This window comes from Micromonospora sp. NPDC048842, assembly GCF_040649935.1.
Taxonomy (GTDB): Bacteria; Actinomycetota; Actinomycetes; order Mycobacteriales; family Micromonosporaceae; genus Micromonospora; species Micromonospora hortensis.
In genome coordinates, this window is the sequence record NZ_JBEZGK010000007.1 from 293,983 (window position 1) to 320,207 (window position 26,225).

The following is a 26,225-nucleotide window of genomic DNA, read 5'->3' on the forward strand; positions in this document are numbered from 1 at the left end:
CTGCCCGGTGCCGCTCAGCGCCCGCCGGGCGTCAGCAAACCCCTGTCGTACGCGGTGGCCACCGCGGCAGCCCGGTCGTTGACCCCGAGCTTGGCGTACAGGTGCAGCAGGTGCGTCTTGACTGTGGCCTCGCTGATGAACAGGCGGGTCGCCGCCTCCCGGTTGGAGGCACCCCGGGCCACCAGGGTGAGCACCTCCAACTCCCGTTGACTGAGCGGCTCCTCGGCGGGAGCGCGCAGCCGGCCCATCAGCCGGCCGGCGACGCTGGGCGCGAGCACCGACTCGCCCCGGGCCGCAGCCCGGACCGCCCGAACCAGGTCCTCCCGAGGCGTGTCCTTGAGTAGGTAACCGGTCGCGCCGGCCTCGATCGCCGGCAGCACGTCAGCGTCCGTGTCGTAGGTGGTGAGCACCAGCACCCGGGCGGTGCTGCCGGCGCGAGCCAGCCTGCCGATGGCGGTCACCCCGTCCATGCCGGGCATCCGCAGATCCATCAGCACCACGTCCGGCCGCAGCGTCGCGACCAGGGCCAACGCCTCCGAACCGTCCGCGGCCTCGCCCACCACCTCGAAATCGGGGTCGCCGGTGAACATGCCCCGCAGGCCGTCCCGCACGACCGGATGGTCGTCGACGATCAGCAGTCGAACCGGGGCGGTCAACAGGCACCTCCGGGTAGCGCGGGGACGGACGCCGAGATGGCGGTGCCGCCGCCCGGCTCGGATTCGACTGCCAACTCGCCACCGACCCTCGTCACCCGTTGCCGCATGGCGGTCAGCCCGTACCCGCCGCCCGGCTCGCGGGGCAGCGGCTGGTCGGTGAGGTCGAAGCCCGCCCCGTCGTCACGGACGTCGAGCGTGACCACGTCCGCCATGTACGACAGGGTCAGCCCGACCCGCGACGCGGCGGCGTGCCGGGCCACGTTCGACAGCGCCTCCTGGGCGGCCCGCAGCAGTGTCACCTCGACCTCAGGGTGCAGTGGGCGGGGGGTGCCGGTGGTGGCCACGTCGGCCCGTACCCCGTTCAGTGCCGACCAGCGCCCGCCCAGATCGACGAGGGCGTCCGGTAGCCGGGCCGTCTCCAACGGTTCCGGACGGACCGCCTGTACCGAACGGCGGGCCTCAGTGAGGCTCTCCCGGGCCAGGGCGAGCGCGTTGTCGACGTGCCGACGCCAATCGGCGGACCGGTCGCGGGTCTGCTCGGCCGCCTCCAACTGGGTGATGATGCCGGTCAACCCCTGCGCCAGGGTGTCGTGGATCTCGCGCGCCATCCGTTGCCGTTCGTCCAGCACGCCGGCCTCCCGGGCCTGGGTGAGCAGTTGGGCGTGCAGCCCGGCGTTCTCACTGGCCGTCTCGGTGAGTTGGCGGTTGGTCTCGCCGAGTTCCGCCACCAACCGTTTGCGTTTGGCGTCCTCCTGTTCGGCGACCATCGCGAACCAGCTCACCGAGCCGGCCACCACCAGGTTGAACAGCACCAGCACCAGCCAGAGTGGCAGGTGCGACACCACCACCGACAGGCCACCGCCCTGCGACGTGGCGACCAGGGCGGCAGTGGTGACCACGCCGGCGACCCGCCAGCGCCCGGGCAGCACCGGAAAGGCGTGGATGTAGCCGATCCAGGCGAAGAAGCCGTACCACGGGCTGGCGGCCACCAGTGCGGCGGCGAACGTGAGCAGGCCGGCGTAGTAGACCGCCATCAGCGTGCGCCGACTCTGCCAGCCGGGGTGCAGTGTGACGAACCAGGCGACCCAGCATCCGGCCGCCACGGCGATGGCGAGGGTGGGCAGTGCCCCAAGATGAGCGGGTGCCGGTGCGACGAGGGCCAGCAGGGTGCCCAGGGTCAGCCCGCCGAAGGGGAACACCCGATAGAGGCTCGCCTCGCGTTCCCGCCAACTGGCCAGACGGTCGTGCCCACCGTTGCAGGTCATCGCATCTCCGCTCACTCCCAGCGGAACAGTTTCGCCGCGCTGGCGCCGGCCGCCACGGCGATCACCGCCATTATCCCCAGGTGCAGCGGCTGCGGCGGGGTGCCGGTCCAGGCGTCGAGGAGTGCCTGCACCCCGGGCGGCGTGTAGTCGCCGATCCGCGCCACGACGTCCGGGAGCAGGAACCGAGGCAGGTAGACCCCGCCGAAGAACATGGTCACCAGGAACAGCGGCACGGCCAGGGCCTGGGCCGCCTTCGTCGTGCGGGCCACGGCGGCGACCAGCAGTCCGAGCGACAACAGCGCGGCCGTGCCGAGGATGAACGCCAGCGTGAAGCCGAGCGGGTGCCGGGGGAACGGCACCCCGAACGCGAGCCGGGCGACGACGATGAGCAGCAGCGCGCTGGCCAGGATCCCGGCCAGGGCCAGCACCAGTTGGGCCGCGAGCAGAGCCGCCGGGTGCGCCGGGGTGGTCGCCAGCCGACGCAGCACGCCACGTTCCCGGTAGGTGGCCAGCACCGAAGGCAGGATGTTCACCCCGACCATGGCGAGGGTGACCACCAGCAGCGACGGGGCGAAATAGCTGACGAAGGTCTGCCCGTCGAAGGTCGGATCCGGCTTGCGCAGCGACGGGATCAGTCCCAGCACCACCAGGATCAGCGTGGGCAGCCCGATCGTGGTGAGGAGCGTCGGCAGGTCCCGCAGGTAGAGCCGCGCCTCGGTTCTCAGGATGTTGCGGAAGGCGTGCATTGCCGGCTCCCTCTCAGTTGGCGGGCCGATGCCCGGTCAGCTCGACGAAGGCGTCGTCGAGGGTGGACTGCTCCAGCCGCAGGTCCGCGGCGACGATCTGGTGGCGGGCGAGCACCGAGGTGACGGCGTGCAGCAACTCCCCGGTGCCGGTCACCACCACCTGGCTGCCGGTTCGCTGCACGGCGGACACCTCGGGCAGGTCGGTGAGGAGCCGATCGTCGACCGGGGCCGACGGCCGGAACCGGATCCGCTGCTCCGGAGCCACAGTCGACACCAGGCCCGCCGGGCTGTCCAGGGCGACCACCCGCCCCCGGTCGATCACCGCGACCCGGTCGCAGAGCCGCTCGGCCTCCTCCATGAAGTGGGTGACCAGCACGATCGTCACCCCGCTGTCGCGGACCTGCTCGATGAGGCCCCAGGTGTCCCGGCGGGCCTGCGGGTCCAGCCCGGTGGTCAGCTCGTCGAGGATGGCGATCTCCGGGTTGCCCACCAGGGCCAGCGCGATGGAGAGCCGCTGCTTCTGACCGCCGGAGAGCTTCTTGTACGCGGTGTTCCGCTTGTCGCCGAGGCCCAGCTTGTCGATCAGCGCGGCCGGGTCGGCCGGGTTGCTGTAGAACGAGGCGTACAGCTCCAGCGCCTCGGCCACCCGAAGCCGGTCCGGCAGTTGACTTTCCTGGAGTTGCACCCCGACCCGCTGGCGTAGCTGGGCCGCGTCCCGGCGGGGGTCGAGCCCGAGGACCGACACCCCGCCCCCGTCGGGGACACGCAGCCCGGCCACACACTCGACTGTGGTGGTCTTGCCGGCGCCGTTCGGACCGAGGACGCCAAAGATCTCGCCGGCCTCCACGGCGAGCGACACGTCGTCCACCGCCACCAGGTCGCCGTACCGCTTCTTCAGGTGGGTCACCTCGATGACCGGCATCGTGCCGCCTTTCGCCGCCGCTGACTTCGTACCCCTCAAGGGTTGTCGGGGTGACCCGGCGGCGAATCGACCGGTCAGCGACGAACCTCGGCGTCCCCGGTGGATCACTGCCGTCCGTCAACCGGTTGATGTGTACGAGGTGAGTCGCTGCTAGCGCTCCGCCCGGCGGATCCGATCACGGCTGGTTAGGCTGCTCGATCGTGGATGCCAGCAGAATCGCCAGCCCGGTGACCGGGGTCGTCGGACGCTTCCTCGCCGGGGCGGGGCTGCTCCTGCGCGGGTTGGGCCTCTACGTCCGCAGCCCGGGGCTGATGCTGCTCGGCATCGTGCCGGCGCTGATCTCCGGCGTGCTCTTCCTGGCCGCGCTCGCCGCGCTGGTGTACTTCGTGGACGATCTCGCCGCGTTGGTAACCCCCTTCGCTGACGACTGGTCGAGCACCGGCCGCAGCCTGGTCCGGGTGATCGCCGGGTTGGCCTTCCTGGGGCTCGGCGGCCTGCTTGGAGTGCTCACCTTCACCGCTGTCACCCTGGTCATCGGCGACCCGTTCTACGAGAAGATCTCCGAGCAGGTCGAGCAGCGGTACGGCGGCACGCCGGGCGCGGTGGACGTGCCCTTCTGGTCGTCGCTGCGCCGCAGCCTCGCCGACTCGGTACGCCTGGTGGCGCTCACGGCGTTGGTCGGCATCCCGCTCTTCGTCGCCGGCTTCATCCCGGTGGTCGGCCAGACTGTCGTCCCGGTCATCGGGGCGGCAGTGGGCGGGTGGTTCCTCGCCGTGGAGTTGGTGGGTGCGCCGTTCTACCGACGAGGGATGCGGCTGCCGCAGCGCCGGACGATCCTGAAGGCCGACCGACCCACAGCGCTCGGCTTCGGAGTGGCCGTCTTCCTCTGCTTCCTGATCCCGCTCGGCGCCGTGCTGATCATGCCGGCCGCGGTCGCCGGTGCCACGTTGCTGGCCCGCCGCTCGATGGGCCAGCCGATCGAGGAGGGCTGACGTGGAGATCACCCTGGTCGAGCCGCACCTTTCCGCGATCTTGCACATTCTGTCGCGGCATAGGGGGCATTCCGTGCATATCGGCGACCGAAAGTGCAAGATCGGCGCGGGCGGGGGTCGCTGACGCGCGGGTGGCTGCCGGTCAGGTCACGTCGGCCAGGCAGGTCCACTGGGATGCCACCGGCCGATAGCCCAGTCGTGTGTTGATCGCGAGCATCGGCCCGTTCGCCGCGTCGTTCGAGGTGTACGCGACGCGCACGCCGTCCGCAGCTGCCCGGTGCAGCGCGGCGGTCTTGGTGAGCCGGGCGAGGCCCCGCCCCCGGTATTCCGGGATGGTGCCGGTGAAGTCCGACCACATCCGGTCTCCGTCCCGCTTCACCAGGCTGAAGGCGGCGACCGCACCATCTACCTCGGCGACGGTGCTGGCCGCCTTGTCCAGGCCGAGGTTGTTCCAGACGTCGTACTGCCAGCTCTTGTAGCTGATCGAGTCGACCGGCACGTCGCCCGGCTCGTCGGCGGCCGAGGCCACGTCGGCCTCGTACAGCAGGTGCGGGTCCAGGTCGGAGATCGGCAACAGTCGTACGCCCGGGGGCGGCTCGGGGAGCGCGGGTGCCGGGTTGAGGTCGAGCGCCGAGTAGCGCACCTCCCGGCTGGGCTCGTAACCGTGCCGGCGAGCGAACGGCAGCCCGTCCGTCTGCGCCATCGCGCGTATCCGACGGATTCCCAACTGACGGAGGTGGTCGGTGGCGGTGGTCAGCAGCGCCGTGCCGAGGCCCTGTTGCCGGTGTTCCGGGTGCACGTGCAGCATCGAGATCTCGCCGAAGTCCGGGGTGGAGGTCCAGCCGGAGCGTTGCGCGGACGTCCACCCGACCACCCGGTCGTCGACCTCGGCCACGAAGGCGATCCAGCCCTCCTCGGGTGGGGGCTCGGCGAGCATCTTCCGGGTCGACTCGACCCCGCGCACCAGATACGGGTAGACCGTCGTCCGGAGGGCCACCACGCCCGGGGCGTCGTCCGGCTGTGCCACCCGGATCCGCATGTCAGGCCCCCATCCGTACGGCGGCGACCGCCCCGACCGAGACGAGTTGGTGGGAACGGCTGAACACGTGCAGCAACGCAACAGGATCCGGCATGCCGGCGAGGCTAGCGACGATCGTCCGCCGAAGCGACGAATTAACCATTCGCCGTCCGCCCGTGACCGCTCGGCAGGCAGCAACTTCAGGGAAAGAGTGGCCTCCGAGCGCTGGGAGACCACTATCTCCCTGAAGTTGTGCGGATCTTGGGGGTGGGCGCGGTGCGGACCGCACGGCGGGCGCGGCACGGGCTGGGGTTAGGCGGAGGCGCGGCGGATCAGCTCGGTGGGGAGCATGATCGCCTGCTCGATGCTCTCCCCGGCGGCCAGCCGGAGCAGTTGGCGGGTCATCCGGCGGCCGAGTTCCACGATCGGCTGCCGGACGGTGGTCAGCGGCGGCTCGGTGTAGGCGGCGGTCTCGATGTCGTCGAAGCCGACCACCGCCACGTCGTCGGGCACCCGCCGACCAGCCTCGCGCAGCGTCCGCAGGGCGGCGTGCGCCATCAGGTCGGAGGCGGCGAAGACGCCGTCGAGGTCGGGATGCTCGGCGAGCAGGCGGCGCATCGCCGCCGACCCGGACTCCCGGGTGAAGTCACCGATGGCGATCAGCTCGGGAAGCCCCGCGTCGGCGACAGTGCTGCGGTAGCCGCTGAGCCGTTCGATCCCGGCCACCATGTCCTGTGGCCCGGCGATGGTCGCGATCCGCCGACGACCGCTGTCGATCATGTGCCGGACGGCTTCGGTCACCCCGCCCACGTGGTCGACGTCGACGTACGGGACGGGCACGTCGCCGAGCGGGCGGCCGCTGACCACCACCGGGATGCCGAGTCGGGCCAGCGTGCCGGGCAGGGGGTCGGCACCGTGCAGCGACGCGAAGAGCACGCCGTCGACGTGCCGGCCGGTGGTGTACCGCTCGACCCGGTGGTGCCCGGCCGGCGAGCCGGCGAGCATCAGCACCAGTTGCTTGTCGGCCGCCTCCAGCTCCTGGCTGACGCCCCGGATGATGCCGGGGAAGACCTGGTCGTCGGAGAAGACCCGGGTGGCCGCCTCCGGCATGACCAGGGCGATCGAGTCGGTGCGCTGGGTGACGAGGCTGCGGGCCGCCAGGTTGGGGACGTACCCCAACTCGGCGACCGCCCGGGTGACCGCCTCGCGGATCGGTTCGGCGACGGTGGTGGAGCCGTTGACCACCCGGGAAACGGTGGCGCGGGACACCCCGGCCCGCGCTGCCACCGCCTCGAGCGTCGGCCGCTGCGCCGTCGTCATCGCGCTTTCCCCCCGCTCGTCACAGCCCGTTCCGGGAGATCACCTCCTGGTACCACCGGGCGCTGGCCTTCGGTGTGCGCCGCTGGGTCAGGTAGTCGACGTGCACGATCCCGAACCGCTTGCGGTAACCCTCCGCCCACTCGAAGTTGTCCAGGAATGACCATACGAGATAACCGCGCAGGTCCACGCCCCGGGAGATCGCCTCGTGCGCCGCACGGAGGTGCCCGTCGAGGTAGGCGATGCGATCGGCGTCGATCACCTGCGTTGGTCCGTCGGGCGAGTCGGCGCCGGGCTTGTCGGGGAACGCGCCACCGTTTTCGGTGATCAGCAGCGGCACACCGGGGTAGTCGGCGGCGATCCGCTCCAGCAGCCGGGTGAGCCCGGCTGGTTCGATCATCCAACCCATGTCGGTGAGCGGCCCGGCCGGTGGCAGGAAGTGCACAGCGCCCTCGGTGCCCGGGTACGCGCCGTTGCCGGCGCCGTCGGGCCGACCGGCCACGTAACTCGGTGCGTAGTAGTTGATGCCGAGCAGGTCGATCGGGGCGGCGATCACCTTCTCGTCGCCGTCGCGGATGAACGTCGGCTCGACGATCCGGGCCACGTGCTCGCGGACGTCGTCCGGGTAGCCGCCGGCCAGCAGCGGGTCGAGGAAGATCCGGTTGTGCAGGCCGTCGACCAGGCGGACCGCTGCGGCGTCGGCGGCGCTCTGCGGGTCGGCCGGGCGCACGTCGGCCGGGTTGACGGTGACACCCACGCTGCGCGCGCCGGCCGCCCGCAAGGCCCGCGCCGCCAGGCCGTGCCCCAACAGCAGATGGTGTACGGCGGTGAAGGCCGCCGCCGGATCCTGCTCACCCGGAGCGTGCAGGCCGTTGGCGTAACCGAGGTAGGCCGAGCACCACGGCTCGTTGAGCGTTGTCCACACGTCGATCCGGTCGCCGAGGCGGGCGTACACCGCTGTGGCGTAGGTGGCGAAGTGTTCGGCGGTGTCCCGGTTGGTCCAGCCGCCCCGGTCACCGAGGGCCTGCGGCAGGTCCCAGTGGTAGAGGGTGACGATCGGGTCGATTCCCCTGTCGAGCAGCGTGTCGGTGAGTCGGTCGTAGAAGTCCAGCCCACGGGGGTTGGCCGGGCCGGTGCCGTCGGGCTGGATCCGCGGCCAGGCGACCGAGAACCGGTACGCCCGAAGGCCCAGCTCGACCATCAGCGCCACGTCGTCGGCGTACCGGTGGTAGTGGTCGCAGGCGACGTCGCCGGTGTGGCCCTGGTACACCTTGCCCGGCGTACGGCTGAATGTGTCCCAGATGGACGGACCGCGACCGTCGTCGCGGGCCGCACCCTCGATCTGGTACGCGGCGGTGGCCGCCCCCCAGAGGAAGTGTTCGGGAAACCGGATCTCGTTGCTGGGCCGGTTGGTTGGCTCGCTCCGCTCGTTCACGCCTTGACCGCACCTTCCATGATTCCGCCGATGATCTGCCGGCCGAACAACACGAAGACCAGTAGCAGGGGCAGCGTCGCGATGGCCGTTCCGGTGAACACCTGCGACATGTCCTGGTAATACCCGTCCGACAGTGCTCGTAGGGACAGCTGCACCGTCGGATTCGCCGGATCGTTCAATACAGCGTACGGCCACAGGAAGTCGTTCCAGGTGGTCATGAAGGTGAGCAGACCGAGGACTGCGGCGGCGGGACGCAGGGCGGGCAGCACGACGTGCCACCAGATCCGGGCGGTGCCGCAGCCGTCCATCCGGGCGGCCTCGATCAGTTCGTCGCTGATGGCCTGGCCGGCGTACTGCCGCATCATGAACACCCCGAACCCGGTGACCAGCACCGGGACGATGACCGCTGGCAGCCGGTCGTTCCAGTGCAGCTTGGTCATCAGCAGGTAGAGCGGGATCACGCCGAGCTGCGTCGGCACCATCATCGTCGCGATGATCACCAGCAGCAGGGCGTTGCGGCCACGGAACCTGAGCTTGGCGAAGGCGAACCCGGCCAGGCTGGAGAAGAACACCACGGAGACGGTCACAGTGGTCGCGACGATCGCCGAGTTGATCAGGCCGGTCAGGAAGTACGCGTCGGTGTTGTCGAACAGGCGGGCGATGTTGGCGCCCAGGTTGCCGCCGGGGGTGACCGGGGGTGGCAGTTGGCCCATCGCGTCGTTGCTGCGGCTGGCGACGACGAACATCCACCAGATCGGGAAGACCGACAGGCCGACGGCGACGATCAGGGCGAGGTAGGTGAGCGGGCTGGCCCGCCAGAGCCGGCTCATCGGGTGGTTCCCTTCCGGGCGCTGGGGCGCGCTCCGCCGCCGAGGCGGCGCAGGAGCAGCACGTTGACCGCCGCGACGATCGCGATGAGCGCGAAGAGCAGCCAGGCCACTGCCGAGCCGTACCCGAAGTTGTAGTGCGGGGCGAAGGCGTTCTCGAACATGTACATGGTCAGCGTCTGCGACTCGCGCAGCGGCCCACCACGGATCGGGTTGGTGCCGGAGTGGAACATCCGGGGCTCGGTGAAGAGTTGCAGGCCGCCGATGGTGGCGATGATGGCGCAGAAGATGATCGTCGGTTTGAGCAGCGGCACTGTGACCGACCAGAACTGTCGGGCCCGGTTGGCGCCGTCGATCGCCGCCGCCTCGTACAGGTCGCGGGGGATGGCCTGCATCGCGGCCAGCAGGATCAGCGCGTTGTAGCCGGTCCACCGCCAGTCGACCATGGCGGAGATGGCCACCCAGGAGGCCAGCCGGTTGGACTTCCACTCGATCGCGTCCATCCCGACCAGGTCGAGCAGCCAATTGATCATCCCGAACTCGCGGCCGAAGAGCACACCGAACACGATCGCCACCGCGGCGGTGGACGTGACGTTGGGGACGAGCACCGCCATCCGCCAACCGGTGCGCCCACGCAGGCCCCGGTTGAGCAGGTTGGCCAGCCAGAGGGCGGCCAGCAACTGCGGAACTGTCGAGATGACGAAGATCCCCAGCGTGTTGACCAGCGCGTGCCAGAAGTCGACGTCGGCCAGCAGCCGGGTGTAGTTCTCCGCCCCGACGAAGGGGTGGTCGGCTCCGAGCAGGTCCCAGTCGTGCAGCGAGACCCAGAAGGTGTACGCCAGCGGGTACGCCCCGAAGATGCCGAAGATCAGGAAGAACGGGGCGATGTAGAGGTACGGGGAGAAGCGGGTGTCGAATCGACTGAGCCGACCCGCGGACTGGCGGCGGTTACCGGTTGCCGGTGTTGCCGGCGGGCGGGCGTCGAGCTGGACGGTCATGCCCGAGAACTCCTTTCCGTCGTGCGGGCGGGACCTCTGCTCCGAGGCCCGCCCGCACGCTCGCTCGGGCTACTTGGCGGCGGCCTTCTTCGCGTTGGTCACCGCGTCGGTCCAGCCCTGCGCGGGGCTGCGCTGACCCAGCTCCACGGTCCGTACGGCGTTTTCCACCTCGGTCCGTACGGCCTGGTTCTTCGGGCCCATGTAGACCGGCTTCAGGCTCTTCGCGCCGGTGCCGAAGATGGCGCCGACCGGTGCCCCGGAGAAGTACGCGTTGGTAGCGCCGGTGATCGCCGGGTCGTCGAGCGCCTGCGGCGAGGAGGGCAGCGGACCCTTGGCCTTGAACGCCCCGATCTGCCCCTTGGCGCTGGTCAGGAACTTGGCCAGCTTGATCGCCTCGGCCTGGTGCTTGCTCTGCTTGGGCACGGCGAGGTGCGATCCACCCCAGTTGCCGCCGTTGCCGGGGACTTGGGCGATGTCCCACTTGCCCTGGGCGGCAGTGCCGGCGTTGGCCTCGATGACGCCGGTCATCCAGGCGGGGCAGGCGATGGTGGCGAACTTCGACTGCTTGAAGGCGGAGACCCACTCTTCCGACCAGGAGCCGTACTTGCCGGAGAGCCCCGAGTCGATGATGTCCATTGTGGTGTCGTAGGCCTGTCGCACGGCCGGGTTGCTGTCGACGACCAGCTTCTCGCTGGTGTCGTAGTAGCTGTAGCCGCTGCTGTTGCCGGCGGTCTGCAGCAGGATCGTGTTGAACGTGTTGGTGGCCGCGTCGAGGAAGGACGCCCCGGTCTTGGCCGCGACGAACTTCTCACCGGTGGCGATGTAGTCCGGCCAGGTGGGCCAGAGCTTGGAAACCTCGGCGCGCTCGGTGGGCAGGCCGGCCTTCTGGAAGAGGTCCTTGCGGTAGCACATGGCGATCCCGCCGACGTCGGTACCGAGGCCGATGAGCTGCTTGCCGTCGGCGGTCAGACCGGCGTTCCACTTCCACTCCAGGAAGTTGCCCTTGAGGTCGGCGGCACCGTGGTCCAGCAGGTTGACGAAGTTCGCCGGATTGGCCTTGTACTCGACAAGCAGGCCCTCCTCGATGGCCACCACGTCGCCGGCGCCCCGGCCGGCGGCGAGCCACTGGGTGAGCTTCGGTGAGTACTCGTCGAGGTTGGTGCCGGTGCCGCGCTCGACGACCTTCACGCCGGGGTTCGCGCTCATGTACTCCTGGTAGAGCTGCTCGTAGCCGAACTGGCCGAAGACGTCGACGGTCAGGGTGACCGGTCCGTCGCCCGGCTCGTCGCCGCCGCCGCAGCCAGCGGTGACGAGCAGGGCGGTGGCGGTGGCGAGGGCCACCGCGGCGAGGCGGCGGCGCGGGAAGACAGCCATTGGTTATCGACCTCTCTCAAGGCGGGCGGGTGATGGCAGATGGCTAAGAGAGCGCTCTCACGACAGGGTGGTGGGTCACCAACCCACTGTCAAGAGAGCGCTCTCTCAGCGTTGTGGTCCCGTGATGAACGCTCGCCCCGGTGCGGTGTCCGGAAGGCGGCGGAACCCCTGACATCGACGAAGGGCGCCACCCCGAATGGGGTGACGCCCTCGTTCGTGGTGGTCGGTCAGCCGGTGCGCAGACCGTCCAACAGGGTGCGGTCACCGGCGACGTCCAGCGTCTCGAAGCTCACCCGACCCCAGAGCGCCAGCAGCAGGTCGCTCGCCGTGCCGCTGACCTGGGCGCGGGCGTGGTGATCGTCGTGGTCGAAGATGGTCGCGGTGTCGAGCAGCGCCACCCCCTCGCCGCGCAACCGCAGATACCACTCCTGGGCCGCATCGGTCGCGCAGAGCTGGACCACCCCGTGCCAGTCACCGGGCACCTGCCGCCGGCCCGCCGGCAGCCACGTGTCCAGCACCTCACTCACCCCGTCGGCCGCGAGCTTCGCCTCCACCGGGTCACCAGCCCCGATGGCGAGCTGGGCGTCCCAACGGTGCACAGCCGTCTCGTGCGCCATCCGACGCGGCCAGAAACCGGCCTTCTTCGGCTGCGGGGCCCAGTTCCACGCCGACGCCTCGGGGTCGAGCCCGTCGAAGACTGTCATCACCCTGTCGTAACCCTGCTGCCACAGCTGGAGCGCGTTCACGGCCGGGTCGGCCTCGATCTTCTCCCGCCGAGGCGGCTGGCTGGTCTGGCCGGAACCGGCGAACGACGAAACCCAGTGGTAGATGCCGGCCATGTGCAGTGTGAGGTCGTTGACCGTCCAGCCCGGACAGGACAGCACCGGTGTCTCCGGCGGCGCCTCGGCCACCGCCGCCGCGAAAGCCGGACCCTCCGTCCGGAGCGCCCCGATCCAGAAATCCTTGCTGCCCTGCAGTCTGCTCATCGCCATCCTCCCGGGGGTGCCGGGCGACCAGTGGGTGCCACGGCTACTTGTCAGCCTAAGGTGAAGGGCGTGCCAGACGCCTCCGCCCAGCCGACAACCGACGCCGATCGTGCCATCCCCGGTCCACTCGCCGGCTACACCACCCTCCGAACGGGTGGGCCGGCCGAGCGGATCGTGGCCGCCGGCAGTGCCGACGACCTCGTCCAGGCGGTACGCGCCGCGGCGGAACCGGTCCTGATCCTGGCCGGGGGCAGCAACGTGGTGATCGGCGACGCCGGCTTCCCCGGCACCGTCGTACTGGTGCGCTCCCGTGGCATGCGGGTCATCGCCGATGACGCCACCTCGGTCACCGTACGGGTCGACGCCGGCGAGCCGTGGGACGACCTGGTCGCCGCCACTATCGCCAACGGCTGGGCCGGGCTGGAATGCCTGTCCGGCATCCCCGGCTCGACCGGTGCCACCCCGATTCAGAACGTCGGCGCGTACGGCCAGGAGGTCGCCGAGACGATCACCGGCGTCGAGGTGTACGACCGAGTCGAGGGCACCCGTCAGGTCATCCCCGCCGCCGAGTGCGGCTTCGCCTACCGGGGCAGCATCTTCAAGTACAAGGACCGCTGGGTGGTGCTCTCGGTCGACTTCCGGCTCACCAGGTCTCCGCTTTCCGGGCCGGTGCGCTACGCGGAGCTGGCCCGAGCCCTCGGTGTCGAGGTGGGCGACCAGGTGCCGCTGGCCGACGCCCGAGCGGTGGTGCTGCGCCTGCGGGCGGGCAAGGGGATGGTGCTCGACGCCAACGACCCGGACACTCGCTCGGTCGGCTCCTTCTTCACCAACCCGGTGCTCGACCGCGCCACGTACGAACAGCTCCTGGAACGCTCCGCCGAGCTGGGCGACCCGCCCGCCTGGCCCGGGGCGGACGGCCTGGTCAAGGTGAGCGCCGCCTGGCTGATCGACAAGGCCGGCTTCGCCAAGGGCCACCCCGGCGAGGGTGGGGTGGCCATCTCCAGGAAGCACACACTGGCCCTGACCAACCGCAGCGGCACCGCCCACACCGCTGATCTGCTCACGTTGGCCGCCACCATCCGCGATCAGGTCCACGCCCGCTTCGGCGTAACCCTGCACCCCGAACCAGTCCTCATCAACTGCACCCTCTAACCCCCGCCGCCCTCCCGCCCGCCCGCCCGCCCCCGCCCTGCCCGCCCCCGCCCCCGCGCCCCTGCCTTCCCCCCCGCTCCCCACGATCTTGCACTTTCTGCGGTGACATAAGGACTGAAAAAGGGCCAAATCGCCAACCGAAAGTGCAAGATCGGCGTGCCAGGTGTGGGGTGCGGGGGTGCGGGGTGTGGGGTGTGGGGTGTGGGTTAGGGGAGGGGCCAGGGGAGGGTTAGTTCACCCTGGCGCCAGCGGGTGGGGTTGTCGAGGATGGGCCAGCCGGTTTCGTGGAGGCGGGTCACCGCGTGCAGCCAGCGTTGGCGGGGGCCGAAGGTGGCGTACGGTGCGGCAGCCTGCCAGGCGTCGTCCAGTGCGCGGATCAGCGCGTGCACCGGCTCACCGGGAACGTTGCGGTGGATCAGCGCCTTGGGCAGCCGCTCGGCCAACTCGGCAGGGCTGCCCAGCGTGGTGAGCTTCGCGGCCAGGGTCAGCGTCCGGGGGCCGTCGGCGTCGATCAGCAGCCAACTGGCGAGCCGCCCCAGCTCGTCACACGTGCCCTCGACGAGCACTCCGCCGGGGGCGAGCGCGGCGGTCATCGTCTGCCAGGCTTCGGCCACCTCGCTCTCGTCGTACTGTCGCAGCACGTTGAATGCGCGGACCAGCACCGGCCGGAGCCCGGCCAACTCGAACCCACCCCGGGCGAACGTCAGCCCGGGTGGGTCGGCGGCCGGTGCCGCGGCCGCCACCCGGGCCGCGTCGATCTCCAACCCGACCAGGCGTACGTCCGGACGGACCCCGGCAGCCAGCCGAGCGCGCAACTCCACAGCGGTCACCGGGGTGGCGCCGTAGCCGAGGTCGACCACCAGGGGGTCATCCGCCGCCAACAGCCGGTCGGCGCAGGTGGCGACGATCCAGTTGTCCACCCGACGGAGCCGGTTCGGGTTCGTCGTGCCGCGCGTGACCACGCCGACCGGTCGGCGTCGCGCCGCAGGGCTCATGTCGACCTCAAGGCCAATCTCCGTTCGCGACCGCGGGCTCGCAGACCCGGCTCACTCCTCGCGCGGCACTGCTAGACCCGGTGCACCTTGTGCTGGGCGGCCTGCGCTCGGGGCCGGACCACCAGCCGGTCGATGTTGACGTGCTCGGGACGGGTGGCGCACCAGGCGATGCAGTCGGCGACGTCCTCGGCGACCAGCGGCCCCGGCACCCCGGCGTAGACGGCGGCGGCCCGTTCCGCGTCGCCCTCGAAGCGGACCAGCCCGAACTCGTCGGTCTTCACCATGCCCGGGTCGATCTCGATGACCCGCAGCGGCCGGCCACACAGCTCCAGGCGGAGTGTGCCGGCGATGGCGGTCTGCGCGTGCTTCGCGGCGGTGTAGCCGCCCCCGCCCTCGTACACGCTCAGGCCGGCGGTGGAGGAGACCACCACGATGGTGCCGGAGCCGGAGGCTTCCAGCGCCGGCAGCAGCGCCTGGGTGACCCGCAGGGTGCCGAGCACGTTCACGTCGTACATCCACTGCCAGTCGGCGACCGAGCCGGACTCCACCGGGTCCAGCCCGCGCGCTCCGCCGGCGTTGTTGACCAGCAGGGTGACCGGCCCGGGTGCCTGGGCGGCGGCCTCGGCCAGCCGGGCTACCGACTCGTCTGAGGTGACGTCGCAGGTCACGACGGTGGCCTGCCCGCCGGCGGTGGTGATCTCGGCGACCAGGTCGGTGAGCCGTTCGGCGCGGCGGGCGGCGGCGAGCACGTGGAAGCCCTCGGCGGCGAGCCGGCGGGCGGTGGCCGCGCCGATCCCGCTGGACGCTCCGGTGACGATGGCGACTGAGGTCATCCCGACATTGTCACAGCGGGCGTACGACCCGCCCCGACCGGGCGTACGGCAGCCATTGGCGGGCGTTCGGTGATGAGGTCCGTCACGCCGAGGGGCCGCGCCCGGGAATTTCCGAAGCCCGATGGGGAAGATGACATCCGGCGTACAGGTTGACCGAGAAGCGCCGGTCGTGCGAGACGGCATCAACCGTGAAGAAGGAGCGGATGTGGCGGAAATGCACACCGGTGTCGGGCGTCAGCGAGGTGCCCGACCGTGGCCCCGGCCTCGCCGCATCGCGACCCTGTCGGTACACACCTCCCCCCTGCACCAGCCCGGCACTGGTGATGCCGGCGGAATGAACGTCTACATCCTCGAAGTCGCCCGGCGTCTCGCCGAGTGCAACGTGGAGGTGGAGATCTTCACCCGGGCCACGTCCGGTGACCTCCCCCCGGTGGTCGAGATGGCGCCCGGAGTGCAGGTCCGACACATCACCTCCGGCCCCCTGGAGGGCCTCACCAAGGAGGAGTTGCCCGGTCAGCTCTGCGCCTTCACCGCCGGGGTTCTGCGCGCCGAGGCGTCCCGTCCGCCCGGCCACTACGACCTGATCCACTCCCACTACTGGCTCTCCGGGCAGGTTGGTTGGCTGGCAAAGGAGCGCTGGGGGGTGCCGCTGGTGCACACCGCGCACACCCTGGCGAAGGTCAAGAACGCCCAGCTCGCGGCCGGGGACCGGCCGGAGCCCAAGGCCCGCGTCATCGGCGAGGAGCAGGTCGTCGCCGAGGCGGACCGGCTGGTCGCCAACACCCGGGTCGAGGCCAGCGACCTGCTCGACCGGTACGACGCCGACCCGACCCGGGTGTCCGTCGTGCAGCCCGGTGTCGACCTGGCCCGGTTCCGGCCCGCGTCGGGCGACAGGTCCGCGGCCGCCCGCCAGGCCCGCCGCCGGCTGGGGCTTCCCGTCGACGGGTACGTGGTTGCCTTCGTCGGTCGGATACAGCCGCTCAAGGCCCCCGACGTGCTGATCCGCGCGATCGCCGCGTTGCGGGAGCGCGATCCGGCGCTGGCCGATCAGGTGACAGTGGTGATCTGCGGCGGGCCCAGCGGCAGTGGGCTGGACCGGCCGACCGCCCTGATCGAGTTGGCCGCCAAGCTCGGGGTCAGCGACGGGGTGCGCTTCCTGCCACCGCTTACCGGGGACGACCTTCCGGCCCTGTACCGGGCGGCGGACCTGGTCGCGGTGCCGTCGCACAACGAATCGTTCGGGCTTGTCGCTCTGGAGGCGCAGGCCTGCGGTACGCCGGTGCTGGCCGCCGCCGTCGGAGGGCTGGTCACCGCCGTCCGGGACCAGGTCAGCGGCGTACTCATCGACGGTCACGACCCGGTCGACTGGGCCCGTGCGATGGGCAGTCTGCTGCCGAACCGGGCGCTGCGGTCGGTGCTGGCCCGAGGTGCCGAGCAGCACGCCCGGCACTTCTCCTGGGACCGTACTGTCGACGGTCTGCTCGCTGTCTACGGCGAGGCGATCGCCGGGCACCGCGCTCGGCTCGCTGCCGACCTGGCGGGTGACCCGGCGCTCTCCTGCTCCTGGTGACCCGGGGGCGCCAGTCGTCACCCGGTGCGCAGGCCGAGTCGGTCGTAGAGTGGGTCCGGTGAGCCCGAAGAGCGATCTTGCGACCCTGATCGAGTCGGTCTGCGCCGAGCGGGACCTGGCCTGGGAGTCGACCGGCCCCGGCTCGTACGCGGTGACGCTGCCGGGCACCCACAAGCTCAAGACGATCTGCAACCTGATCGTCGGTGAGCACGCGCTGCGGATCGAGGCGTTCGTGATGCGCCAGCCGGACGAGCGCCGCGAGGAGCTGTGGGCCTGGCTGTTGCAGCGCAACGCCCGGATGTACGGCGTCTCCTTTTCCACCGACGCGGTCGGCGACGTGTACCTGACCGGTCGGGTCAACCCGTCCGGCGTGGACGCCGACGAGTTGGACCGACTGTTTGGCGCGGTGCTCACGTACGCCGACGAGTCGTTCGACACGATGCTGGAGATCGGCTTCGGCAGTTCGATCCGGCGTGAGTACGAGTGGCGGGTGAAGCGGGGCGAGTCGACAGCCAACCTGGCCGCCTTCGCCCACCTCTTCGAGCCCTCCGGCACCGGCCCCGACCCAACCTGACCCAACCCCGCGCCGCGCCCCGCCCGCGCCCGCCAGCCCCGCCGACCATGGAGTTGTGGTGGGCAACAAAACGCCCGCGAAACACCAAATCCGGCACCACAACTCCATGATCGATGGACCGGACTGCCCTGCTCCGCGATCATGCGCTGACTGTGGTTCGGAGTGCTCCTGACGGGTATGCCGCACCGCGCGGTGCGGCAAGGGACCCCCGCGCGCCGATGACGGAGTGCCAAGGAGCGGAGCGTCCCATGGCTCAGCGGAACAGCTCAGGTCGCGGCGCGACTGCGACCAGGACGAAGCGACAGGCCGGCAACCAGACGCCGGGTACGCCCGGAGTCTCCGAGTCGGAGATTTCCCGGATGCGGGTGGACGACATCCGCGGGCAGCTGCGCAAACGCGGGGTCTCCGGGATCTCCGCATTGCGCAAGCCCGAGCTGGTGAAACAGTTGGCGCGCTCGATGCGGGCCGGCGCGGGTCGGAGCAGTACCGGCCCGTCGGGCCGGGCCGCCGGCACCAGGGCGTCGGCGGGTCGTGCCGCCGCCACCAAGAAGTCGGCGGCCAGGCCGGCGTCGAGTCGCGCGAAGGCCGCGCCGGCGAACAAGAGCGCGCCCGCGAAGCGGGCCGCCGCAACGAAGGCGACCGCCGGACGGAAGTCGACGGCGGCGGCGAAGAGGGCACCGGCGAAGAAGGCGACCGCAGCGAAGAGGACCACGGCGGCGACGTCGACGGCCGCCCGCAAGAGCACGGCCGCGAGCAGGACCACCGCCGCCCGGAAGACGGCCGCAGCGCGGAAGACCACTGCGGCCCGTAAGACAGCGACGGCGCGTACGGCGCCCGCGCGGAAGGCGCCGGCGAAGAAGGCGCCGGCGCGGCCGGCGGCGAAGCGCGCGACGCCGGCCAAGAGCGCGGCGGCGAAGCGCACGACGGCGAAGCGCGCGACGCCGGCCAAGAGCGCGGCGGCGAAGCGCACGGCACCGGCCAAGGGCGCGGCGGCCAAGCGCACGTTGACGCCGTCGACCGGTGGCGGGACGGCGGCCGGCGGGATCCGGACCGGACGGGGTACGGGGCGGTCGGTCCGCAGTTCGCAGGTGATCTCGTCGATCACGGACCGGCCGGAGCGGCCGGGACGGAGTTTGATCACGGCGAACCACGAGGTGATCCAGCGGTGGGCCCGGGAACGCGGGGCCAGGCCGGCGACCATCGCCGGCACCGAGCGGGATGGCCGGGCGGGTGTGTTGACCTTCAACATTCCCGGATACCGGGAAAGCAGCCGGATTCGCGAGATCACCTGGGATGAGTGGTTCTACACGTTTGACCTGCGGCGGTTGAACCTGATTTATCAGGAACAGTTGCGGGACGGCCGCCAGAGCAGCTTCTTCCGGACCGAGTCACCCGATCGGGAAGACGGTTGAGGTGTTTGCGGGAATGGGCGACGGGTACCCGGCTGTTGCCAACGGACGAGGCCGGAGCAGCGGATACTCGCCAGTTGTGACCGGCGAGACAGCCGTTCTGGGTTGAATCCAGAATCCGGGCGAACTAGCTTTATTGCACCGCGCCACGTTTGGAAACGTTCGGGGGAGCGGCGGATCGATCAGATCCGCGCACCAGACGAGGCGCGAGGGGACGGGTGGAATAACCGTTGGGGGACGGTTCCCACCTGTTTGGACCGGCGGCGTGAGCGGGCGATGCTTACGGGGGTGAGTGTTGCCCGCCGCCGCCGGCCCCGCCGGCGAGCGCCCACCACGACTTCAGGGTCGTGGTGGGCGCTTTGCGTCGGTTACCCGGTCGGTACGCGGTCCACGGGGGTCGTCGGCTTCGCTTCGACAACCCGGCGCAGCGCGGCGACGTGCCGCTCCCGGGATGGTCCGGCGAGCAGGTGCCCGAGCGCGGCCAGCAGACCCAGCCCGCCCACGATCAGCCAGTGCCGGTCGCCGAGGTGCTGGAGGCTTACCCCGCCGAGGGTGGGCGCGACGAACGCCGCCGCGGGGAACGTCAGGTAGAAGACCGACTGGTAGCGCGCTCGGAGCTGCGGTGGCGCCAGGTCCGCGTTGATCTGCGCGTTGGGCGGGGCGGCGAGCATCGAGCCGACCGTCCAGATCACCGCGGCACCCAGGTAGATGGCCAGTTCGTCGGCGATGGCGAGCGCCCCGAAACCGAGCGCGAGCAGCGCCGTGGAGGCGGCCAGGACGACGTCCTTGCGGTGCTTGTCGATCAGCCGGGGTACGAACAACTGCCCGACCACGATCAGCGCGCCGCCGAGCGCCACCACCAGCCCGTACGCCGACGGACCCAGGCCGTCCGCGCGCATGGCCAGCGGCATGATGGTCGACGTCTGCATGGTGAGTACGGCCAGCACGAAGGTGAGCCCGACGAAGACCAGGAAGGTGCGGTCGGTGAGCGCGGTGTGCAGTCCCGGCCGGCGGGCCCGGACGGACTTCGGTGCCGCGTCGGGAGTGGGCGGGGGGCCGGCCGCCGGTCGGGCCAACCGCAGGGTTTCGGGCACTTTCCAGGCGATCACGGCTGCGGCGGTCAGTGTGGCGCCCGCGTCTACCAGGAACAGTGCGGTGAAGCTCGCCTCGGCCAGGACCCCGGCGAGCAGCGAGGCGACCGCCATGCCCAGGTTGAACGCCCAGAACTGAAGGTTGAACGCGCGCGAGCGGCGCTCGGCGGGCACCACGTCGACGATCGCCGCCACGAACGCCGGGCTGGGCATCGAGTGGACCACGCCGATCAGCGCGGAGAGCACAGCGATCAGCAGCAGGGGTCGGGTGAAGGCGAGCGCCACCATCAGGCCGACAGTGGCCAGGTGTGCGGCGAGCAGGGTCGCCCGGCGTCCCCACCGGTCGGCGAGCACCCCGCCGAGCAGCACTCCGGCCGCCCCGCCGGCCCCGTACGCGCCGACCACAGTGCCGGCCAGCCCTTCGCTCGCGCCGCGTACGTCGGTGAGGTAGAGCGAGAGGAACAGCATGGCGAACGCGCCGGCCCGGTTGATCAGCAGGCCGGCCCAGAGGTACCAGAAGGTGGCGGGTAGTCCGCCTGCGGTGTCGTGCCACCAGCGCCGCAGGGCGTGCACCCGACCTCCCGACAGTTCAGGTTGTTAACTGTTTCCACTGCACAGTAGGAACTCCGGCACCGCCGCGCCACTCATTACGCCTCGGCGGGCTGTGGGGCACGGGAGGTGGTCGTCGGTGCCAGTGCCTCGCCGGAGCGGCGCAGCGCTGTCGCACGCCGTTCCCGGGCCGGCCCCGACACCAGGTGGGCCACAGCGGTCAGGAGGCCGAGCGCGGCACAGCCGTACCAGAGGGTGTCGTTGTCGGCGTGCTCGCGCACCAGGCCACCGAGGATCGGCGCGCTGGCCCCGGCGATCTGCCACGAGAGGGAGAACACGCCCTGGTACCGACCGCGCAGTTCGGCCGGGGACAACTCGGCGATCAGCGTGGAGTTGGAGGGCGAGTTCAGCATCTCGCCGACCGTCCAGATCAGCACTGTCAGCCCGTAGAACCAGGGGGTGCCGGCGAACGCGGTCAGTCCGAACCCCACGCCCATCACCACGGACGCCAGCGCGAGCACGTGTGAGCGGCTCCGACCCCGGATCAGCCGGGGCACGAAGAGTTGGCCGACCACGATGAGGATGCCGTTGAGCGCGATCACCGAGCCGTAGGTGGCGGGGCTCAGACCGTCGTCGCCCATCGCGATCGGCAGCATCGAGATGTGCTGGAGGAACACCAGCGCGGCGAACAGGTTGAGTGCCACGAAGCCGAGGTAGACCCGGTCGGTGAGGATCGTGCGCAGGGCGCCGCGCGGAGCCGCTGCTGCCGTGACGGCGGTGGCGGGGCCGGCCTGTCGGGTCTCCGGCACCTTGCTGAAGATGATCAGGGCGGTGATCAGCATGGTGGCCGCGTCGACCACGAACAGCAGCAGGTAGTCGGCCTGGGCGGCGAGTCCGGCGAGGACGGCGGCGCAGGCGAAACCGAGGTTGATCGCCCAGTAGTTGAGCGAGAAGGCGCGCAGCCGGTCCTTCGCCGGCACCACGTCGATCATCATCGCCCCGAACGCGGGCCGTGCCGCCTCGGCGAACATTCCGAGCAGCAGCGCGCCCAGCGCCACCGCCCAGAGATCCCGGGCCAGCCCGAGCCCGAGCATCATGGCCGCCGCGCCCACGTGGGCGGTCAGCAGCGTCGGCCGGCGGCCCCACCGGTCGGCGAGGGTGCCGCCGGCGGTGGTGCCGAACGCCCCGCCGACGCCCCAGAGACCGATCACCAGGCCGGCCTGCGAGGCCGAGAAGCCACGTTCCTGGGTCAGGTAGATGGCGAGGAAGACCAGGACGAACGAGCCGAGTCGGTTGATCAGGGTGCCCGACCACAGGTACCAGAAGGTGGTCGGTAGGCCGCCGGTGGTGTCCCGGAACCAACTCCGCATCGTCCGCATATGGCGCCCCGCTTGCAAGTAATGACCGATGAGACTGGCGTGCCTTACAACCCTAATGGCGGCCGGATCCGCTGGTCATCAGCTTTTTCACGTGGTGGTCGTCACGACGGCTGCCCGCGTGTCCGTCGGGCGGTTGAGGCAGGATGATCCGCATGACTGCGAGCGAAGGGCCCACCGTCGGGACGCTGGTCCTGCTGCGACACGGTGAGAGCGACTGGAATGCCAAGAACCTCTTCACCGGCTGGGTGGACGTCGACCTGACCGAGAAGGGCGAGGGCGAGGCGCGGCGCGGCGGCGAGTTGATGCGCGAGCACAGCCTGCTGCCCGACGTCGTGCACACCAGCGTGATGCGCCGTGCGATCCGCACCGCCGAGCTGGCGCTCAACGCCGCCGACCGGCACTGGATCGCCGTGCGCCGGTCGTGGCGGCTCAACGAACGCCACTACGGCGCCCTGCAGGGCAAGAACAAGAAGCAGACCCTCGACGAGTACGGCGAGGAGCAGTTCATGCTCTGGCGCCGGTCGTACGACACGCCACCGCCTCCCATCGACGACAACGACGAGTGGTCGCAGGTGGGTGACCCGCGCTATGCGCTGCTGCCGACCGAGCTGATGCCGCGCACCGAGTGCCTCAAGGACGTCGTCGACCGGATGCTGCCCTACTGGTACGACTCGATCGTGCCGGACATCCTGGCCGGCCGGACGGTGCTGGTGGCCGCGCACGGCAACTCGCTGCGCGCCCTCGTCAAGCACCTCGACCAGATCTCCGACGAGGCGATCGCCAAGCTGAACATCCCGACGGGCATCCCGCTGCGCTACGACCTCGACCCGCAGCTGCGTCCGCTCACCCTGGGCGGCACCTACCTCGACCCGACCGCTGCGAAGGCAGCCGCCGCGGCGGTGGCCAACCAGGGGCGCTGAGCCACCAGAAAGGGGCCTCTCGTCATCGCGGACAGCGATGGCGAGGGGCCCCTTTTCGTGCCGGTCAGTTACTGCTGGGCGCGCTCTCCCCGGTGATCAGGTAGATCACGTGCTCGCCGGCGTTGACCGCGTGGTCGGCGAAGCGCTCGTAGAAGCGGCCCAGCAGGGTGGCGTCGATCGCCGTCTCCACGCCGTACGGCCAGTCGTCACCGAGCAGCACGGCGAACAGGTTCTTGTGCAGCTCGTCCATGGCGTCGTCGTCGCGGTCCAGCTCGCCGGCGAGGTCGGCGTCGGGCTTCGCCAGCACCGAACCGATCTTCACGGCCATCCGGTCGGCGATCTCGGACATCTCGGTGAAGACCGTCCGCAGCTCGGCCGGGACGGCGGGGGAGGGGTGCCGGCGCAGCGCTGTCTTCGCCACGTGCTCGGCGAGGTCGCCCATCCGCTCCAGATCAGCGGCCACGTGCAGCGCGGTGATCATCGCCCGGAGGTCGGAGGCGACCGGCGCCTGTCGGGCGAGCAGGTCACAGACCCGCTCCTCGACGTGCCGGTAGAGGTCGTCGATCTCGGCGTCCCGCTCGATGACCGTCTCGGCGGCCTGCCGGTCGGCGGTGAGCAGGGCCCGGGTGGCCTGGCGCATGGCGGCGCGGACGCCCTCCGCCATGTCCACCAGCAGTTGGCTGACGATCTGGAGGTCGGCCCGGAACTCGTCGCGCATCATCACGTCCTGTGGTCGGTCGCCGCCGACGGGTGCCGGCGCAGGGGGTTGAGCAGGTGCGACGCCAACGGTAGGGCGCGCGGACGGATCCCGGATGAACCAGGGTGAACGACGCCAGACGTGGGGGTGAACACTTCCGTAAGTGAGGGTAGTTCGTCCCGTTCTGTGTGGTAGCCAGGTTAACAATGACCCTACGATCGCCGGGTGGAGTGGGCGGTGGCGGTCGTGGTGGCCCTGGCGTTGGTGGCCGGGATGGCCGCCGGTCTGCTGCTGCCCCGGTTCCTGCCGAGGCGGGACGGTCACTCCACGTCGACGGGGAGCGTCAGCTTCCGCTGGAGCAGGGGGAGGCCCGCGATAGCCGACGAGCAGCAGGCCGGGCTCGGCCGCCGGACGATCGACTCACTCCGGGCCGGTGTCGTGGTTCTGGACAACGACGACGTCCCCGTGCTGATCAACCCGGCCGCCCGCGCGATGGGGCTGCTGCGTACCGGCAGCACTCCCGGCTCAATCGCCGCGCACCCGCTGATCCGTACCCTTGCCGGCCAGGTGCGACGCACCGGCGTACGACGCGAGATCGAGCTGGACCTGCCCCGAGGTCGCGACAGTGCGGGGGAGAACCCGCTCGGCGTGCACCTGCGGGCGATGGGTCTCGGCAACGGCTTCATCGCCGTCGAGGCGGTCGACGTGACCGAGTCGCACCGGCTGACCCGGGTACGACGCGACTTCGTGGCCAACGTGAGCCACGAGCTGAAGACCCCGATCGGGGCCCTGCAACTGCTCGCCGAGGCGCTGCTTGACGCGACCGAGCCGGCCGACGCCGCAGCGCCCGACCTCTCCGAGGACCTGGTTGCCGCCCGCCGGTTCGCCGAACGGATCCAGCACGAGTCGACCCGGCTGGGTCGGCTGGTGCAGGAGTTGCTGGAGTTGACCCGGTTGCAGGGGGCAGAGCCGCAGCCGCCACCGGAGCCGGTCGCGCTGGACTGGGTGATCGCCGAGGTGGTCGACCGGACCCGCACCACTGCCTCCGCCCGGGGTGTCGCGGTGGCGGTGGACGGGGCGCGCGGTCTCACCGCCTACGGCAGCGACTCCCAACTCGCCACGGCGGTGGCGAACCTGGTGGAGAACGCCATCAACTACTCGGGCGAGGACACCACGGTGCGGGTGACCCTCCGCGGCGACGACGAGCACGTCGAGGTCGCCGTCGCTGACCAGGGCATCGGTATCGCCCCCACCGACGTGGACCGGATCTTCGAGCGGTTCTACCGGGCCGACCAGGCCCGCTCGCGTGCCACCGGCGGCACCGGGCTCGGCCTGGCGATCGTGAAACACATTGCGAGCAACCATGGCGGACGGGTCGAGGTGTCGAGCACTCTTGGTGGTGGATCGACGTTCACCCTCCGGCTGCCCGCCAGTCCACCGGACGACCTCCTGGCGACACTGCCGCCGGTTGGGATCGAGTCCGGTCCGACTGGGCTACGGCAGGTCTGACAGCAAATGGAAAGGAAATCCCCGTTGAGCCGCGTTCTGGTGGTCGAGGACGAGGAGTCGTTCTCCGACGCCTTGTCGTACATGCTCCGTAAGGAGGGCTTTGAGGTATCGGTCGCCGCGACCGGCACCGACGCCCTCACCGAGTTCGACCGGACCGGCGCCGACATCGTGCTGCTCGACCTGATGTTGCCCGAGATGTCCGGGACCGAGGTCTGCCGGCAGTTGCGGCAGCGCTCCGCCGTGCCGATCATCATGGTCACCGCCCGGGACAGCGAGATCGACAAGGTGGTCGGGCTGGAGATCGGCGCCGACGACTACGTCACGAAGCCGTACTCGCCGCGGGAACTGGTCGCCCGGATCCGGGCGGTGCTGCGCCGGCAGAGCCCGGAGGTGGCCGAGGCGGGTGCGCCGACGCTGGCCGCCGGGCCGGTGCGGATGGACATCGAGCGGCACGTGGTGACCGTCGACGGCGGGGCCGTGCAGCTGCCGCTGAAGGAATTCGAGCTGCTGGAACTGCTCCTGCGCAACGCGGGACGGGTGCTGACCCGCGGCCAGCTCATCGACCGGGTCTGGGGCGCCGACTACGTCGGTGACACCAAGACGCTGGACGTGCACGTCAAGCGGCTGCGCTCCAAGATCGAGCCGGAGCCGTCCGCGCCGCGCTTCATCGTGACGGTGCGGGGTCTGGGCTACAAGTTCGAGCCGTGATCGACGTACGCGAAGGGGGCCTGCGTGCGACGCAGGCCCCCTTTTGGGCTGTGCTGCGGTGCCTTTGGAGCTGATGTCGCGAACGAGTCAGACGCTGATGTCGTCAACGATTCAGCTCCAAAGGCGTTCCGACTCATGCCTGGGATGCGCGGCTGCTCAGGCGGCCGTCGGGGCGAGAAGTGCGGTGATCGGCACCCAGAGCTAGACCCAACGCCGTTCAGTTAAGCGGTTGGGCGGATCGTCAAGGCGTGTCTGAGGCGTAAAGCAGCGGAGCTCCGGTATAGAGGGTGGTCACTCTAAGAC

25 protein-coding genes are annotated in these 26,225 nt (G+C 70.6%); 9 read left to right on the top strand and 16 right to left on the bottom strand.

The genetic code is table 11. From position 1 onward, the window contains the following. Positions 1–14: 14 nt before the first annotated feature. The 4 genes from AB0C19_RS13215 to AB0C19_RS13230 are packed head-to-tail and all read right to left on the bottom strand — an operon-like array spanning position 15 to position 3,589. Positions 15–659: a response regulator transcription factor gene (locus AB0C19_RS13215; protein ID WP_357183934.1), complete on the bottom strand. Its 645-nt coding sequence runs from the start codon at positions 657–659 to the stop codon at positions 15–17. Next, the gene (locus AB0C19_RS13220) at positions 653–1,921 is read right to left on the bottom strand and encodes a sensor histidine kinase (RefSeq protein ID WP_357183842.1); all 1,269 of its coding nucleotides are present in this window, start codon (positions 1,919–1,921) and stop codon (positions 653–655) included. The genes AB0C19_RS13215 and AB0C19_RS13220 overlap by 7 nt, the downstream gene beginning before the upstream one ends. Positions 1,922–1,932: 11 nt before the next feature. Next, positions 1,933–2,667: an ABC transporter permease gene (locus AB0C19_RS13225; RefSeq protein ID WP_357183845.1), complete on the bottom strand. Its 735-nt coding sequence runs from the start codon at positions 2,665–2,667 to the stop codon at positions 1,933–1,935. A gap of 13 nt (positions 2,668–2,680) precedes the next feature. Further along, the gene (locus tag AB0C19_RS13230; RefSeq protein WP_357183848.1) at positions 2,681–3,589 is read right to left on the bottom strand and encodes an ABC transporter ATP-binding protein; all 909 of its coding nucleotides are present in this window, start codon (positions 3,587–3,589) and stop codon (positions 2,681–2,683) included. A gap of 200 nt (positions 3,590–3,789) precedes the next feature. On the opposite strand from AB0C19_RS13230, the gene AB0C19_RS13235 reads away from it, so the two are divergent. Both AB0C19_RS13235 and AB0C19_RS13240 read left to right on the top strand, forming a co-directional pair. After that, on the top strand, positions 3,790–4,581 hold the full coding sequence (locus AB0C19_RS13235; RefSeq protein WP_357183851.1) for an EI24 domain-containing protein: 792 nt from the start codon (positions 3,790–3,792) through the stop codon (positions 4,579–4,581). Between the two features lies 1 nt (position 4,582). After that, a complete protein-coding gene (locus AB0C19_RS13240; RefSeq protein ID WP_357183854.1) occupies positions 4,583–4,705 on the top strand; it encodes a hypothetical protein in 123 nt (40 codons plus the stop codon). A gap of 18 nt (positions 4,706–4,723) precedes the next feature. Here AB0C19_RS13240 and AB0C19_RS13245 read toward each other — a convergent pair whose 3' ends face one another. The 7 genes from AB0C19_RS13245 to AB0C19_RS13275 form a co-directional block, all read right to left on the bottom strand. Continuing rightward, positions 4,724–5,620, bottom strand: a complete 897-nt coding sequence (locus AB0C19_RS13245; protein ID WP_357183857.1) for a GNAT family N-acetyltransferase — start codon at positions 5,618–5,620, stop codon at positions 4,724–4,726. A gap of 291 nt (positions 5,621–5,911) precedes the next feature. Then, on the bottom strand, positions 5,912–6,919 hold the full coding sequence (locus AB0C19_RS13250; RefSeq protein WP_328651999.1) for a LacI family DNA-binding transcriptional regulator: 1,008 nt from the start codon (positions 6,917–6,919) through the stop codon (positions 5,912–5,914). A gap of 19 nt (positions 6,920–6,938) precedes the next feature. After that, positions 6,939–8,351 (bottom strand): GH1 family beta-glucosidase, encoded by a 1,413-nt coding sequence (locus AB0C19_RS13255; protein WP_357183860.1) that lies wholly within the window; start codon positions 8,349–8,351, stop codon positions 6,939–6,941. Further along, a complete protein-coding gene (locus AB0C19_RS13260) occupies positions 8,348–9,181 on the bottom strand; it encodes a carbohydrate ABC transporter permease (protein WP_357183863.1) in 834 nt (277 codons plus the stop codon). The genes AB0C19_RS13255 and AB0C19_RS13260 overlap by 4 nt, the downstream gene beginning before the upstream one ends. After that, positions 9,178–10,176, bottom strand: coding sequence for a sugar ABC transporter permease (locus tag AB0C19_RS13265; protein ID WP_357183866.1), 999 nt, complete (start codon positions 10,174–10,176; stop codon positions 9,178–9,180). Before AB0C19_RS13265 ends, AB0C19_RS13260 begins: the two co-directional genes overlap by 4 nt. A gap of 69 nt (positions 10,177–10,245) precedes the next feature. Beyond that, the gene (locus tag AB0C19_RS13270) at positions 10,246–11,550 is read right to left on the bottom strand and encodes an extracellular solute-binding protein (RefSeq protein ID WP_357183869.1); all 1,305 of its coding nucleotides are present in this window, start codon (positions 11,548–11,550) and stop codon (positions 10,246–10,248) included. Positions 11,551–11,777: 227 nt separating this feature from the next. Further along, positions 11,778–12,536 (bottom strand): maleylpyruvate isomerase family mycothiol-dependent enzyme, encoded by a 759-nt coding sequence (locus AB0C19_RS13275; RefSeq protein WP_357183872.1) that lies wholly within the window; start codon positions 12,534–12,536, stop codon positions 11,778–11,780. 69 nt (positions 12,537–12,605) lie between these two features. Here AB0C19_RS13275 and AB0C19_RS13280 point away from each other — a divergent pair, with 69 nt between their 5' ends. Next, a complete protein-coding gene (locus tag AB0C19_RS13280) occupies positions 12,606–13,688 on the top strand; it encodes a UDP-N-acetylmuramate dehydrogenase (RefSeq protein WP_357183875.1) in 1,083 nt (360 codons plus the stop codon). A 206-nt stretch (positions 13,689–13,894) separates the two neighbouring features. Here AB0C19_RS13280 and AB0C19_RS13285 read toward each other — a convergent pair whose 3' ends face one another. Continuing rightward, a complete protein-coding gene (locus AB0C19_RS13285; RefSeq protein ID WP_357183877.1) occupies positions 13,895–14,683 on the bottom strand; it encodes a class I SAM-dependent methyltransferase in 789 nt (262 codons plus the stop codon). A gap of 71 nt (positions 14,684–14,754) precedes the next feature. Further along, complete coding sequence (locus tag AB0C19_RS13290; protein WP_357183880.1) at positions 14,755–15,516, bottom strand: SDR family oxidoreductase; 762 nt, start codon at positions 15,514–15,516, stop codon at positions 14,755–14,757. A gap of 205 nt (positions 15,517–15,721) precedes the next feature. On the opposite strand from AB0C19_RS13290, the gene mshA reads away from it, so the two are divergent. The 3 genes from mshA (at position 15,722) to AB0C19_RS13305 (ending at position 19,072) form a co-directional block, all read left to right on the top strand. Further along, the gene (gene mshA, locus AB0C19_RS13295) at positions 15,722–17,086 is read left to right on the top strand and encodes a D-inositol-3-phosphate glycosyltransferase (protein WP_357183883.1); all 1,365 of its coding nucleotides are present in this window, start codon (positions 15,722–15,724) and stop codon (positions 17,084–17,086) included. Positions 17,087–17,144: 58 nt separating this feature from the next. Beyond that, positions 17,145–17,660: a YbjN domain-containing protein gene (locus tag AB0C19_RS13300; RefSeq protein WP_357183886.1), complete on the top strand. Its 516-nt coding sequence runs from the start codon at positions 17,145–17,147 to the stop codon at positions 17,658–17,660. A 458-nt stretch (positions 17,661–18,118) separates the two neighbouring features. Continuing rightward, positions 18,119–19,072: a hypothetical protein gene (locus AB0C19_RS13305; RefSeq protein WP_357183937.1), complete on the top strand. Its 954-nt coding sequence runs from the start codon at positions 18,119–18,121 to the stop codon at positions 19,070–19,072. A gap of 365 nt (positions 19,073–19,437) precedes the next feature. On the opposite strand, the gene AB0C19_RS13310 is transcribed toward AB0C19_RS13305, so the two are convergent. Together AB0C19_RS13310 and AB0C19_RS13315 are read right to left on the bottom strand one after the other, a co-directional pair. Next, the gene (locus AB0C19_RS13310) at positions 19,438–20,733 is read right to left on the bottom strand and encodes an MFS transporter (RefSeq protein ID WP_357183889.1); all 1,296 of its coding nucleotides are present in this window, start codon (positions 20,731–20,733) and stop codon (positions 19,438–19,440) included. A 74-nt stretch (positions 20,734–20,807) separates the two neighbouring features. Continuing rightward, positions 20,808–22,088 (bottom strand): MFS transporter, encoded by a 1,281-nt coding sequence (locus tag AB0C19_RS13315; RefSeq protein ID WP_357183892.1) that lies wholly within the window; start codon positions 22,086–22,088, stop codon positions 20,808–20,810. A gap of 152 nt (positions 22,089–22,240) precedes the next feature. Between AB0C19_RS13315 and AB0C19_RS13320 the strand changes: the two genes are divergently transcribed. After that, complete coding sequence (locus tag AB0C19_RS13320) at positions 22,241–23,008, top strand: phosphoglyceromutase (RefSeq protein ID WP_091403562.1); 768 nt, start codon at positions 22,241–22,243, stop codon at positions 23,006–23,008. A gap of 64 nt (positions 23,009–23,072) precedes the next feature. On the opposite strand, the gene phoU is transcribed toward AB0C19_RS13320, so the two are convergent. Continuing rightward, the gene (gene phoU / locus AB0C19_RS13325; protein WP_091403559.1) at positions 23,073–23,726 is read right to left on the bottom strand and encodes a phosphate signaling complex protein PhoU; all 654 of its coding nucleotides are present in this window, start codon (positions 23,724–23,726) and stop codon (positions 23,073–23,075) included. Between the two features lie 204 nt (positions 23,727–23,930). Between phoU and AB0C19_RS13330 the strand changes: the two genes are divergently transcribed. Further along, entirely contained in the window at positions 23,931–25,214 is a 1,284-nt protein-coding gene (locus AB0C19_RS13330) for an ATP-binding protein (protein WP_357183896.1), read from the top strand. Positions 25,215–25,238: 24 nt separating this feature from the next. Next, entirely contained in the window at positions 25,239–25,922 is a 684-nt protein-coding gene (locus AB0C19_RS13335) for a response regulator transcription factor (RefSeq protein WP_030329696.1), read from the top strand. Positions 25,923–26,225 lie beyond the last annotated feature (303 nt).